Source organism: Pseudomonas sp. DrBHI1, assembly GCF_002205115.1.
Classification (GTDB): Bacteria; Pseudomonadota; Gammaproteobacteria; order Pseudomonadales; family Pseudomonadaceae; genus Aquipseudomonas; species Aquipseudomonas mosselii.
Map to the genome: position 1 here is coordinate 1 of NZ_NIBE01000011.1, position 13,453 is coordinate 13,453.

The following is a 13,453-nucleotide window of genomic DNA, read 5'->3' on the forward strand; positions in this document are numbered from 1 at the left end:
GGGCAGGGGTGGGTTTGTAGGCCATGGAGGTCTGCAGAGGGATACAGGATCAACAGTCTACCAGTTGGGCATTCATCGCGGGGAAAGCCCGCTCCCACGCCAGCGTGTGGCGAGCGGTCGCCGGATCTTGATGCAAGTCATTCGCGATACGTTTCATCTTCACGCACCTTGAACTTGCGCAAAAAGCCCCTATGTTAGTCAGGCCCCCTAAAAGCGCTGTGCCAGCATCGTGGAAATCCACCACTTTCCTCACCATCGTTTCCGGGTAGAATGCTCGTTCGCATGCGGCCTCAGGGCTGCACGGGCGACTCACGGGGCCGCCCTCCATCCCTACGTGTGGAAGATCCTGCCGATATGTTTGCGCCTTTGTTAAAAAAACTTTTTGGAAGCAAGAACGAGCGTGAAATCAAACGCATGCTCAAGACGGTGAGCACCGTCAATGCCTTCGAAGAGAAGATGGTGGCCCTCTCCGACGAGCAGCTGCGGGGCAAGACCGCAGAGTTCAAGGAACGCCTGGCCAAAGGCGAGACGCTCGACCAGCTGCTGCCCGAAGCCTTCGCCGTGGCCCGCGAGGCCGGCAAGCGCGTAATGGGCATGCGTCACTTCGATGTCCAGCTGATCGGCGGCATGACCTTGCACGAAGGCATGATCGCAGAAATGCGCACCGGTGAAGGCAAGACCTTGGTCGGTACCCTGGCTGTGTACCTCAACGCGCTGTCCGGCAAGGGCGTGCACGTGGTCACCGTCAACGACTACCTGGCTCGCCGCGACGCCAACTGGATGCGTCCGCTGTACGAATTCCTCGGCCTCAACGTCGGCATCGTCTCGGCCTTCCAGCCGCCGGAAGAAAAGCGCGCCGCCTATGCCGCCGACATCACCTACGGCACCAACAACGAATTCGGTTTCGACTACCTGCGCGACAACATGGCGTTCAGCCAGGACGAGAAGTTCCAGCGTGAGCTGAACTTCGCCGTGATCGACGAAGTTGACTCGATCCTCATCGACGAAGCGCGCACCCCGTTGATCATCTCCGGCCAGGCCGAGGACAGCTCCAAGCTGTACATCGAGATCAACCGCCTGATCCCGCGCCTGACCCAGCACATCGAGGAAGTCGAAGGCCAGGTGACCCAAGAGGGCCACTACACCATCGACGAGAAGAGCCGTCAGGTCGAACTGAACGAGGCCGGCCACCAGTTCATCGAGGACATGCTGACCCAGTCCGGCCTGCTGGCCGAGGGCGAGAGCCTGTACTCGGCGCACAACCTGAGCCTGCTGACCCACGTCTACGCCGGCCTGCGCGCGCACAAGCTGTTCCACCGCAACGTCGAGTACATCGTCCAGGAAGGCCAGATCCTCCTGATCGACGAGCACACCGGCCGCACCATGCCGGGCCGCCGCCTGTCCGAAGGCCTGCACCAGGCCATCGAGGCCAAGGAAAACCTGAACATCCAGGCCGAGAGCCAGACCCTGGCCTCGACCACCTTCCAGAACTACTTCCGCCTCTACACCAAGCTGTCCGGCATGACCGGTACCGCCGACACCGAGGCATTCGAGTTCGCCCAGATCTACAACCTCAATGTGATGGTCATCCCACCGAACAAGCCGTTGGCCCGCAAGGACTTCAACGACCTGGTGTACCTGACCGCCGACGAGAAGTACGCCGCGATCATCGCCGACATCAAGGAAAGCATGGCCCACGGCCGTCCGGTCCTGGTCGGTACCGCGACCATCGAAACCTCCGAGCACATGTCCAACCTGCTCAAGAAGGAAGGTATCGACCACAAGGTCCTGAACGCCAAGTACCACGAAAAAGAAGCAGAGATCATCGCGCAAGCCGGTGCTCCGGGTGCACTGACCATCGCCACCAACATGGCCGGCCGTGGTACCGACATCCTGCTGGGCGGCAACTGGGAGGCCGAGGTGGCCGCCCTGGACAACCCGACCCCTGAACAGATCGCCCAGATCAAGGCCGACTGGCAGAAGCGTCACCAGCAGGTGCTGGAAGCCGGTGGCCTGCACGTGATCGCCTCTGAGCGCCACGAGTCGCGCCGTATCGACAACCAGCTGCGTGGCCGTGCCGGCCGTCAGGGAGACGCCGGCTCCAGCCGTTTCTACCTGTCGCTGGAAGACAGCCTGATGCGCATCTTCGCCTCCGACCGGGTGAAGAACTTCATGAAGGCGCTGGGCATGCAGTCCGGTGAGGCCATCGAGCACCGCATGGTAACCAACGCCATCGAGAAGGCGCAGCGCAAGGTCGAAGGCCGCAACTTCGACATCCGCAAGCAGCTGCTCGAATACGACGACGTGGCCAACGAGCAGCGCAAGGTGATCTACCACATGCGCAACAGCCTGCTGGCCGCCGAGAACATCGGCGACACCATCGCCGAGTTCCGCCAGGAAGTGCTCGATGCCACCATCAGCCAGCATATTCCGCCGCAATCGCTGCCCGAGCAGTGGGACGTGGCCGGCCTGGAAGCTTCGCTGGCCAGCGATTTCGCCATCAAGCTGCCGATCCAGCAGTGGCTCGACGAGGACGATCACCTCTACGAGGAGACCCTGCGCGAGCGGCTGATCAAGGAAATCACCGACGCCTACAACGAGAAGGAAGACCAGGCCGGCATCGACGCCCTGCGCACCTTCGAGAAGCAGATCCTGCTGCGCGTGCTGGACGACCTGTGGAAAGACCACCTTTCGACCATGGACCACCTGCGCCACGGTATCCACCTGCGCGGCTATGCGCAGAAGAACCCGAAGCAGGAGTACAAGCGCGAGTCGTTCACCTTGTTCCAGGAGCTGCTGGAGTCGATCAAGCGCGACACCATCCGCGTGCTCTCGCACGTCCAGGTACGCCGCGAAGATCCGGCCGAGGAAGAGGCGCGCCTGCGCCGCGAGGCCGAGGAACTGGCCAGCCGCATGCAGTTCCAGCATGCCGCCGCGCCGGGCCTGGAAGGCGAGCAGCTGGCCGAGGAGGGCGCCGAAGTCGCCGTGGCCTCCGCGCCGGTTCGCAACGACATGAAGCTGGGCCGCAACGAGCCGTGCTGGTGTGGTTCGGGCAAGAAATTCAAGCATTGCCATGGTCAGATCGAGTAATCGATCCTGCGTGACATCCGAGGGGCCGCGTTGCGGCCCTTTCGCGACACAAGGCCGCTCCCACAGGTACTGCGCTCGGCTAAAGAGCAGCGCAGTCTCTGTAGGAGCGGCCTTGTGTCGCGATGGGCTGCGAAGCGGCCCCCGCTCTTCCCTCTGGTAACCGGCCGACATTAAGATCGGCCGACGTCGTCACATCCCTTGTTTTCCATAGGAGCGCTCTAATGGCTGTTGGTCTTGGTCCCCTGCCCACCCTGCACCCGGTTCCCGGTTTCGAACTCGGTATCGCCTCGGCGGGCATCAAGCGCCCAGGGCGCAAGGATGTGGTGGTGATGCGCTGCGCCGAAGGCTCCAGCGTCGCCGGCGTGTTCACCCTCAACGCCTTTTGCGCGGCCCCGGTGATCCTTTCCAAGCAGCGTGTGCAGGGTACCGTGCGTTACCTGCTGACCAACACCGGCAATGCCAACGCCGGCACGGGCGCACCGGGCCTGGCCGCCGCCGAGCGCACCTGCGCCAAGCTGGCGGAGCTTGCCGGTGTTCCTGCTGAGTCCGTGCTGCCGTTTTCCACCGGCGTGATCGGCGAGCCGCTGCCAGTGGAGAAGATCGAAGGCGCGCTGCAGGCCGCCCTGGACAACCTGTCGGAAAACCACTGGGCCGAAGCCGCCACTGGCATCATGACCACCGACACCCTGCCCAAGGGCGCCAGCCGCCAGTTCCAGTACGACGGCAAGACCATCACCGTCACCGGCATCAGCAAGGGCGCGGGCATGATCCGTCCGAACATGGCCACCATGCTCGGCTACATCGCCACCGACGCCAAGGTCGCCCCGGCGGTGCTCAAGGACCTGATACTCGACGGCGCCAACAAGTCGTTCAACCGCATCACCATCGACGGCGACACCTCGACCAACGACTGCTGCATGCTGATCGCCACCGGCAAGGCCGATGTGCCGGAAGTGACCGAGGCCAGCGGCGCACTGTTCGAGGCGCTGAAGAAGGCGGTGTTCGAGGTGTGCATGGAGGTGGCCCAGGCCATTGTCCGCGACGGCGAAGGCGCTACCAAGTTTGTCACCGTGCAGGTCAACGGCGGTGGCAATCACCAGGAGTGCCTGGACGTCGGCTACGCCGTGGCCCACTCGCCGCTGATCAAGACCGCGCTATTCGCCTCCGATCCCAACTGGGGCCGTATCCTCGCCGCGGTCGGTCGTGCCGGCGTGCCGGCGCTGGATGTGAGCCTGATCGATGTGTACCTGGACAGCGTCTGCATCGCCAGCCAGGGCGGGCGCAGCCCGAGCTACACCGAGGACCAGGGCGCCAAGGTGATGGCCCAGGAGGAAATCACCATCCGCATCGAACTGGGCCGTGGCCAGTGCAGCGAAACAATCTGGACCACCGACCTGTCCCACGAGTACGTGAAGATCAACGCCGAATACCGCACCTGATCCATCACGGGGCAAGCCCGGTCCCACGCAGACTGTCGTGGGAGCGGGCTTGCCCCGCGATTACTGCATACTGTCCGCAACATGGAGCCGAACCATGAGCTATCACCTGATCATCGGCGACAAGCTGTATTCCTCCTGGTCGCTGCGCGGCGCCCTGGCCCTCGAGCTGGCCGGCGTCCCCTACGAAGAAACCCTGGTCAAGCTCAACCAGCCTGACACCCGCCAGCGCCTGCTGGCCTTCTCGGCCACCGCCAAGGTGCCGTTGCTGCAAAGCGAGCATGGCGTCATCGCCGACTCCCTGGCCATCGCCGAATACCTCAACGAACGCCACCCCGAGGCCCGCCTGTGGCCCGAGGACGTTGCCGCCCGCGCCCAGGCCCGTTCGGCCTGCGCGCAGATGCACAGCGGCTTCTTCGCCCTGCGCGGTGCCATGCCATTCGACCTGTCCCGTGACGAAGCACTGGCCGAGATGCCGTTGGACGTGCAGGTCGATATCGACCGCATCGTCGCCCTGTGGAGCGAATGCCGCTTGGTGGCCAAGGAAAACGGCCCGTTCCTGTTCGGCCGCCCGAGCTTGGCCGACGCCTTCTTCGCCCCTGTGGCCGTGCGCTTGCGCACCTACCGTGTCGCGGTGCCGGCCGAAGCGGCTGCCTACATCGAGACCATTTATCAATGGCCAGCCTTCCAAGCCTGGCAAAAAGCTGGCCTGGCGGAGCGTGAAGGGTGAAACGGATTCATGTAGTCGCAGCGGTCATTCGTGGTGCCGACGGGCGGATCCTGATCGCCCGCCGCGCCGATACCCAGCACCAGGGCGGCCTGTGGGAGTTCCCCGGCGGCAAGCTGGAGGAGGGCGAGGGCGTCGAGGCGGCGCTGGCCCGCGAGCTGCGCGAGGAGCTGGGGATCGAGGTCGCGGCTTCGCGGCCGTTGATCAAGGTCAGCCACGACTATCCGGACAAGCAGGTGCTGCTGGATGTGCGTGAAGTGCACGCCTTTACTGGTGAGCCCCACGGCGCCGAAGGCCAGCCCCTGGCCTGGGTGGCGCCGCGTGACCTTGGTCAGTATGAGTTCCCCGAGGCCAACAAGCCGATCGTCGCCGCGGCGCGCCTGCCCGACCAGTATCTGATCACCCCTGACGGTCTGGAAGTGCCAGAGCTGCTCAAGGGCATCCAGAAGGCCGTGGCCAGCGGCATCAGGCTGATCCAGCTGCGCGCGCCGGACATGTACGACCCCAAGTACCGCGATGTAGCGGTGGATGCGGTCGGCCTGTGCGCGGGCAAGGCCCAATTGATGCTCAAGGGGCCGCTGGAGTGGCTGGGCGACTTCCCGTCGGCCGGCTGGCACCTGACCGCCGCGCAGCTTCGCAAGTACGCCGCCAAGGGCCGCCCCTTCCCGAAGGAGCGCTGGCTGGCGGCGTCCTGCCACAGTGCCGAGGAACTGGCGCTGGCCGAGCAGATGGGGGTGGACTTTGTCACCTTGTCGCCGGTGCAGGCGACCCAGACCCATCCCGAGGCGGTGCCGCTGGGGTGGGACGAGGCGCAGCGGCTGATCGGCGGGATCAGCCATCCGGTGTTTCTGCTGGGCGGGGTCGGGCCGGGTGAACGGGAGCGGGCCAGGGAGGTTGGGGCGCAGGGTGTGGCGGGGATCCGGGCGTTTTGGCCTGAGGTCTGAGTAATTGGGGCTGCACAGCAGCCCCAGCAATCTCAGGCTCCAGGTTTAGGCGCAGGCTGCCACAATACCTCTGCAACTCCCTGGCGCCGCCCAATGATCCGGGCCGCGACGAACAACAGGTCCGATACCCGGTTGATATAGGCCAGCCCCACCCCCTCCAGCGGTTCCAGCGCATTCAGTTGCTGGCAACGCCGTTCCGCCGCCCGCGCCGCACTGCGGCAGACATGGGCCTGGGCCACCAGCATCGAGCCCCCAGGCAGGATGAAGTTTTTCAGCGGCCCCAACTCTTCGTTCCAGTGGTCGATGGCCGCCTCCAGGCGCTCCACCTCGGCAATGTTCAACGCCTGGTAGCTGGGCATTGCCAGTTCCCCACCCAGATCGAACAAACGGTGCTGACAAGGCGCCAGTACCTCGATCAGCTCGCCAAGACCGGCCTCGGCCAGCCCGGCCAGCAGCACGCCCAACTGGCTGTTGAGGCTGTCTACCTCGCCGATCGCCTCAATCCGCGGATGGTCCTTGGGCACCCGGCGTCCGTCGCCCAGGCCGGTTTCGCCTTTGTCGCCGGTGCGGGTGTAGATCTTCGAAAGGCGGTAGCCCATGTCATGTCTCCGTCTTGGTGGTGGTCGGCTGGGCCGGGTTCAGAGGTAGGCGCAGAGTGAAGCAGGTGCCCTGGCCGGGAGTGGACTGCACCTCCATCTGCCCTTTGTGGTTGTTGGTGATGATGAAGTACGACACCGACAGGCCCAGGCCGGTGCCCTGGCCGATTTCCTTGGTGGTGAAGAACGGCTCGAAGGTGCGCTTGCGCACCGTCTCGGGCATGCCGATGCCATTGTCTTCGACCTGGATCTCCGCCCACGGCGGGTTGAGCCGCGTGCGCAGGGTGATACGCCCCGGCTCGCTGGGCTGTGGGCGCTGGTGGATGGCCTGGGCGGCATTCTTCAGCAGGTTGAGCAGCACTTGTTCCAGTTCGTTGGCGGTGCAGGGCACCGGGCCCAATTGCGGGTCGAACTGGCGGACGATGGCCTGGCCCTTGAAGTCGAATCCGATGGCCAAGTCGAAGTCGTTGCCGGCGATCTCCACGGCCTGGTCGATCAGCGCCGGCAACTCGCAAGGCGCCAGCTGGCGGTTGCTGCGGCGGCTGAAGCTGAGCATGTGGGTGACGATCTTGGCCGCCCGGGCGCCGGCCTGCTGGATGCCGTCGAGCAGTTGCGGCACTTCGCGGCTCTCCAGGTAACGGTTGACGGCCGTCAGGTCGATGCCCAGTTCGCCGGCCTGCTCCTGGTTGCGCGGCAGGTCTGGCGACAGGCGTCGGCGGATGTTCTGCACATTGTGCAGGATCGCGCCCAGTGGGTTATTGATCTCGTGGGCCATGCCTGCGGCCAGGCCGCCGACCGAGAGCATCTTTTCCGACTGCACCATCATTTCTTCCAGGGACAGGCGTTGGGTGATGTCGTCGATGCGGATCACCACGCCGCGTCCGGCGCCGCCCATCAGTGGGTAGAAGGTCAGGGCGTAGTGGCGCAGGTCCTCGCCCTTTGGCCAGGTAACCCGCTCGATCTTGGCCACCCGGTATTTCTCCACGCTCTCCTTGAGCTGCGGCAGGAAGGGCTTGAGCGGCTCGAAGGCGAGGAACACCGGCTGGTTCAGCGCCTCGTCCAGCGGCGTGCCGGAGAGCACCGTGGCCTCGTGGTTCCACTGGGTGACGTAGAGCTGCTCGTCGAGGGCGATCAGTGCCGAGGGCATGGAGTCGATGATGCTGTTCAGGTAGTTCTGAAAGCCCGTGAGCTTCTTCTCGATCTTGCTGCGCACCTGGACTTCCAGCTCCAGCTTGCGGTTGGTGTGGCGGGTTTCCTCGGCCAGCCCCTGGGCCTGGTCGTAGGCGTCCTGGAACTCGTCGCGGGTGCGCTTGAGCTGCTGCTCGCGGGCCTCGATGCGCGAGAGCATGGTGTTGAACGCCTCCGCCAGGCTGCCGATCTCGTCGTCGTTGCCGCGCTGGGCGCGCAGGGCGTAGCTCTCCTCGCGGGTAACCTGGCGGGTCAGCTCTTCGAGGCGATTGATCGGCAGGGTGATCAGGCGCTTGATCTGCCGGGCGATGACCAGCCACAGCAGTATGCTGAACACCAGGATGGCCAGGCTGGCCGATAGCGTGCCGGTGTAGAACGCGGTGGGCAACTCGCTGCTGGCCACCAGCAGCAGATGCGCGGGTGGGGCGGCGCTGCGCGGCAGGCGGATCAGCTGGGTGCTGCGAAACTCCATGAGGCGCCAGCCGTCGATGTTGCGGTAGCGCTTGGGCAGGGTTAGCGGGTCGCCGTGCTGCAGCTGGGCCAGCATCTGCCCGTCACCGCCATAGATCGCGGCGGCGCGTAGCGGCGAATAGCTGTCGAGCTCCTTGAGCAGCGCCGTGGCGTTCTCTGCCGAATCGCCGGCGCGCGCGGACATCTGCGGGTTGGAGACCAGCTTGCCGATGGTCTGCAGGGCCTGGGGCGCCATGCTTTCCTGGGTGATCCAATAGGCGGCGCTGATGAAGGCGAGGTTGGCCACCAACAGGATGGTCACCAGCAGCACCAGCAGGGCCGCCAGCAATTTCTGCCCGACCGGGAGGTTTTCCAGGCGTTGACGCAGGGTCATGGGTGAGGAGGTGTCCTGTCCTGTGGATGAATGCCGTCAGTCGCTACGCAGTCCGCGCGCCTGCAAGTTATCGACCAGGCGCCGCTGCAGCCGTTCCAGGGCCGGTACCGCCAGGTCATGGCGGTTGGCGGTACGGCAGGCGTGGCCGAGCAGGTAGTGGACCTCGGTGCGTCGGCCATGGCGGACATCCTGGTACATGGAAGAGTAGTTGGCCGCGGTGGCGAGAATCACCCGCTGCACTTCCTCATGCAGGTCGTGGGCGGCCTCGGGCTGGCCGCAACGGCGCAGCAGGTCGGCCAGTTCGTCACACAGCTGGTCGACTTCGGCCAGGTGGCCGAGCAGGCCACCGTTCTGGCAGTCGTGCAGCACGGTGAGCGGGTTGATCGCGCAGTTGAGGGCCAGTTTGCGCCACAGGCGGGTGGGGATGTCGAGCGACCACTGGGCCGGGATGCCGGCGTCATGCAGGTCTGCGAACCAGGACGGGACGTTGGGGTTGGTCGGATCACCCAGCCAGTTGAAACCGTGGCCGGCGAAGCGCACCTGCCAGTCGGCCTCGCGGAACGCGCCCTCGGTGCTGGAGGCGAAGATGCAGCGGGCGTGGGGCACCTGGTCGGCGACTTCGTCCTGGCTGCCCAGGCCGTTCTGCAACAGCACCAGTTCGGCGCCGTTGGCCAGTCTCGCGGCCAGGCGCGCCACGGCTGGCGCGGCATCGTAGGCCTTGCAGGCCACCAACAGGCGATGAATCGGCCCTTGGGCATCGAAGGTTTCCGCGGGGATCGCGTAGTGCTGGGTCTTGTCCTGTTCGAACAGCGTCAGCTTGCCTGCGCCCTGGTAACTGGACAGGCGCTGCTTATCGCGCAGGATCAGGCGGACCGCCTTGCCGGCGCGGGCCAGGCGACAGGCCCAGAGGCTGCCGAGGCTACCGGCGCCGAGAATATGCCAGGTGCTGCTCATCTGCGTTTCGCAACCCGTTATAATGAGCCCGCATTTTAACCATCAAACCCGACGCGCTCCATCTTCAAGCCGAGCGCGCTTTTTTTCTGGAGATCATCCATGCCTTCGTTCGACGTGGTATCGGAACTGGACAAGCACGAAGTGCAGAACGCCGTCGACAACGCCATCAAGGACCTCGACCGCCGTTACGACCTCAAGGGCAAGGGCACCTTCGAGTTCAAGGACAAGGAACAGACCGTGCTGCTGACCGCCGAGGAGGAGTTCCAGCTCGAGGCGATGCTGGAAATCCTGCGCCTGGCGCTGGTCAAGCGCAAGATCGACGTCAAATGCCTGGAAACCAAGGATCCCTACGCATCCGGTAAGGAAAAGAAGCAGGAAGCCAAGTTCCGCGAAGGCATCGACAAGGACCTGGCCAAGAAAATCGTCGCCACCATCAAGGACGGCAAGCTCAAGGTCCAGGCTGCCATCCAGGGCGAGCAGGTGCGCGTGACCGGCAAGAAGCGTGACGACCTGCAGGAAGCCATCGCCCTGCTGCGCACCAAGGAATTCGACATGCCGCTGCAGTTCAACAACTTCCGCGACTGATCCGCGGCGGCCCGGAACCTTGATGGCGCAGTGATGTCCATCGGGGTCCGGGCCGCTTGCTTTGCGTTGCCCGCCTCATCGTGTACTTGCCGTTCGGCATCAGGAGATAAACATGGATTTGAACGCTGAAGTCGATCAGCTGGTCCGTCAATCGCAAACCTGGCTCCCCTTGATCATGGAGTACGGCAGCCGCCTGTTGCTGGCGCTGCTGACCCTGGCCATCGGCTGGTGGATCATCAACAAGGTCAGCGCCCGCCTGGGCAAGCTGGTCGGCCTGCGCGCCGACGCGGCGCTGCAGGGCTTCATCAGTACCCTGGCCAACATCGTGCTGAAGGTGCTGCTGATGGTCAGCGTGGCCTCGATGATCGGCATCGAGACCACCTCGTTCGTCGCTGCCATCGGTGCCGCGGGCCTGGCCATCGGTCTGGCCCTGCAGGGCAGCCTTGCGAACTTCGCCGGCGGCGTGCTGATCCTGATGTTCCGCCCGTTTCGCATCGGTGACTGGATCGAGGCGCAAGGTGTCGCGGGCACCGTGGACAGCATCCAGATCTTCCACACCGTGCTGCGCACTGGCGACAACAAGACCGTGATCATGCCCAACGGCAGCCTGTCCAACGGCATCATTACCAACACCAACCGCCAGCCGACCCGTAAGGTGGTGTTCGACGTGGGCGTGGACTACGACGCCGACCTGCAGAAGGCGCGCAATGTACTGCTGGAGCTGGCCCAGGATCCGCGCGTGCTGCAGGATCCAGCGCCGCAGGCGGTGATCTCGACCCTGGGTGACAGCTCGATCACCGTGTCGCTGCGTATCTGGACCAAGACGGCCGACTACTGGGACGTGATGTTCATGCTCAACGAGCATGCCCGCGACCGTCTCAAGGCCGAAGGGATCGACATTCCGTTTCCGCAGCGGGTGATCCGTGTGGTGCAGGAGACTGTGGCGTAACACAAGCGCCTGCGAAATCGGGGCCGCAAGGCGGCTCCGACGATCTTTGCCTATCCGCTGAAATCCTGGGGCCGCTACGCGGCCCTTTCGCGGCCCACAATGTCTAGCTGCTTTTGAACATATGGCAAGTGGCTTGGATGTTCGGGCAAGGCGCCGCGACGAGTCATGGCAGGGCTATGGCGAGGCGTGGCAACGCCGGCCGGGCGCCCAAGACGCCGCCAAAATTGAACAGCTTATTGCCGAGACAGCACACTAGCAGGGGTAGGAGCGCTCAGCGCCCGGCTGGCATTGCTCGGTTGATCAGCTGCTCATGGCAGCCTCCGCACGATCTTTCGGTTTGCGTTGGTACACCTGATCACTTTGCAGCAGTGACCAGATAATGAGCAGATTTGTCCCCGCACGTGTGTCAGCGATGTCTCAAGTCCGTACACATCGGTAGCAGACAGGGATTGCGGGGCGAGTCCATCAATTACAGGTAAGCGGTTCAGTTGAAGATGAGCTGCGCCGCCACCGCGAACATCATCACCGCCACCATCAGGTCGAGCATCCGCCAGGTCGCAGGGCGTGCCAGCCACGGCGCCAGCCAGGCGGCGCCGATCGCCAGGGTCGAGAACCACACCAGCGAGGCACTGGCGGCGCCGGCCACGTAGGCGCCGGGCACGGTCTGCTGGGCGCCGAGGGAGCCGATAAGCAGCACGGTGTCCAGATATACGTGGGGATTGAGCAGGGTCACCGCCAGCGCGCTCAGCAGCACCGCGCGGCGCGAGCGCACGCCCTGGCCTTCCCGGTGCTGCAGGCTCTGTTTGGAAAACGCGCTGCGCAGGGCCTTGGTGCCGTACCAGATCAGGAACACCGCGCCGCCCCAGCGCGCCACGGCCAGCAGAGTAGGGTTGTGCGCCAGTACCGTGGCCAGTCCGAACACCCCGGCGGCGACCAGCAGCGCGTCACAGACCACGCACAGCACCGCCACCGGCAGGTGATGCTCACGGCGCAGGCTCTGCGCCAGGACGAAGGCGTTCTGGGCGCCGATGGCCATGATCAGGCCAAAGGCCACCAGCATGCCGTTGAGATAGCTTTGCCACATAGCGGGGACACTCCACGGGCACCGATGCGGACATCGGCGCGGATCAACAAGAAAGATGTGGCCATTGTGGCGGTTGCGGCGGTATAAGAAAAACCAATAGAGCTGATCAGTCATTAGAGAAATCGATGTTCGACTACAAGTTGCTCGCCGCCCTTGCTGCGGTGATCGAACAAGGCGGTTTCGAGCGCGCCGCCCAGGTGCTGGGGCTGTCGCAGTCGGCCATCTCGCAACGCATCAAGCTGCTCGAGGCGCGGGTCGGCCAGCCGGTGCTGGTGCGCGCCACGCCACCGAGCCCGACCGAGGTCGGCCGGCAGTTGCTCAACCATGTGCAGCAGGTGCGCCTGCTCGAGCGCGACTTGCAGCGCCAGGTGCCGGCGTTGGACGAGGAGGGCATGCCCGAGCGCCTGCGCATCGCCCTCAACGCCGACAGCCTGGCGACCTGGTGGGCCGGTGCGGTGGGGGCTTTCTGCGCGCAGCAGCAGGTGCTGCTCGACCTGGTGGTCGAAGACCAGGAGGTCGGCCTCAAGCGCATGCGCGCCGGCGAGGTCGCGGCCTGCCTGTGTGGCAGCGAACGTCCCGTTGCCGGCGCGCGCAGCCTGCCGCTGGGGTCGATGCGTTATCGTGCGCTGGCCAGCCCCGCGTTCATGGCGCGCTACTTTCCCCAAGGTTTTGCGGTCGAGCGGTTGGCCCGTGCTCCGGCGATCGTGTTCGGGCCGGACGATTTCCTCCAGCATCGCTATCTGGCGTCGTTGGGCGTGCAGGAAGGATTCCTGCACCACCTTTGCCCGTCCTCCGAAGGTTTCCTGCGCATGACCGAGGCTGGCCTGGGCTGGGGGCTGGTGCCGGAGCGGCAGGTAGCCGAACAGCTGGCCCGTGGCGAACTGGTGGAAATCTGCGCCAATACCCCCATCGACGTACCGCTGTACTGGCATCATTGGCGCAACGGCGGGCAGTTGCTCGTCCAGCTGACCGACCACCTGCGCCATTCGGCGCGGCATTGGCTGGTGCCCTTGTAGGCATATCAGGCGTCAGTTGCATCCGAAATCTGGCAAGGCG

The 13,453-nt window shown here is 64.7% G+C and carries 11 protein-coding genes; 7 read left to right on the plus strand and 4 right to left on the minus strand.

Annotated features, from left to right (window positions below; all coding sequences use genetic code 11):
• Positions 1-354: 354 nt before the first annotated feature.
• From secA to CC207_RS01740, 4 genes are all read left to right on the plus strand, one after another.
• Complete coding sequence (gene secA, locus CC207_RS01725) at positions 355-3,090, plus strand: preprotein translocase subunit SecA (RefSeq protein ID WP_069016107.1); 2,736 nt, start codon at positions 355-357, stop codon at positions 3,088-3,090.
• Positions 3,091-3,311: 221 nt separating this feature from the next.
• Entirely contained in the window at positions 3,312-4,529 is a 1,218-nt protein-coding gene (gene argJ / locus CC207_RS01730; RefSeq protein ID WP_028689730.1) for a bifunctional glutamate N-acetyltransferase/amino-acid acetyltransferase ArgJ, read from the plus strand.
• 94 nt (positions 4,530-4,623) lie between these two features.
• Entirely contained in the window at positions 4,624-5,256 is a 633-nt protein-coding gene (locus tag CC207_RS01735; protein ID WP_028689729.1) for a glutathione S-transferase family protein, read from the plus strand.
• The gene (locus tag CC207_RS01740; RefSeq protein ID WP_088851481.1) at positions 5,253-6,197 is read left to right on the plus strand and encodes a Nudix family hydrolase; all 945 of its coding nucleotides are present in this window, start codon (positions 5,253-5,255) and stop codon (positions 6,195-6,197) included. Before CC207_RS01735 ends, CC207_RS01740 begins: the two co-directional genes overlap by 4 nt.
• Before the next feature lie 32 nt (positions 6,198-6,229).
• Here the strand turns inward: CC207_RS01740 and CC207_RS01745 are convergent, their stop codons facing one another.
• The 3 genes from CC207_RS01745 to CC207_RS01755 are packed head-to-tail and all read right to left on the minus strand — an operon-like array spanning position 6,230 to position 9,779.
• Positions 6,230-6,796 carry a cob(I)yrinic acid a,c-diamide adenosyltransferase gene (locus CC207_RS01745; RefSeq protein ID WP_088851482.1) on the minus strand — a complete coding sequence of 189 codons (567 nt, stop codon included), beginning with the start codon at positions 6,794-6,796 and terminating at the stop codon, positions 6,230-6,232.
• Between the two features lies 1 nt (position 6,797).
• Positions 6,798-8,825: an ATP-binding protein gene (locus CC207_RS01750; RefSeq protein WP_028689726.1), complete on the minus strand. Its 2,028-nt coding sequence runs from the start codon at positions 8,823-8,825 to the stop codon at positions 6,798-6,800.
• A gap of 36 nt (positions 8,826-8,861) precedes the next feature.
• Complete coding sequence (locus CC207_RS01755) at positions 8,862-9,779, minus strand: putative 2-dehydropantoate 2-reductase (protein ID WP_028689725.1); 918 nt, start codon at positions 9,777-9,779, stop codon at positions 8,862-8,864.
• A 99-nt stretch (positions 9,780-9,878) separates the two neighbouring features.
• Between CC207_RS01755 and CC207_RS01760 the strand changes: the two genes are divergently transcribed.
• A complete protein-coding gene (locus tag CC207_RS01760; protein ID WP_011535522.1) occupies positions 9,879-10,364 on the plus strand; it encodes a YajQ family cyclic di-GMP-binding protein in 486 nt (161 codons plus the stop codon).
• A gap of 112 nt (positions 10,365-10,476) precedes the next feature.
• Positions 10,477-11,313 carry a mechanosensitive ion channel family protein gene (locus tag CC207_RS01765; protein ID WP_028689724.1) on the plus strand — a complete coding sequence of 279 codons (837 nt, stop codon included), beginning with the start codon at positions 10,477-10,479 and terminating at the stop codon, positions 11,311-11,313.
• A 484-nt stretch (positions 11,314-11,797) separates the two neighbouring features.
• Here the strand turns inward: CC207_RS01765 and CC207_RS01770 are convergent, their stop codons facing one another.
• The gene (locus CC207_RS01770) at positions 11,798-12,397 is read right to left on the minus strand and encodes a LysE/ArgO family amino acid transporter (protein ID WP_028689723.1); all 600 of its coding nucleotides are present in this window, start codon (positions 12,395-12,397) and stop codon (positions 11,798-11,800) included.
• Positions 12,398-12,522: 125 nt separating this feature from the next.
• On the opposite strand from CC207_RS01770, the gene CC207_RS01775 reads away from it, so the two are divergent.
• On the plus strand, positions 12,523-13,413 hold the full coding sequence (locus CC207_RS01775; protein WP_028689722.1) for a LysR family transcriptional regulator ArgP: 891 nt from the start codon (positions 12,523-12,525) through the stop codon (positions 13,411-13,413).
• The last annotated feature ends 40 nt before the right edge of the window (positions 13,414-13,453 follow it).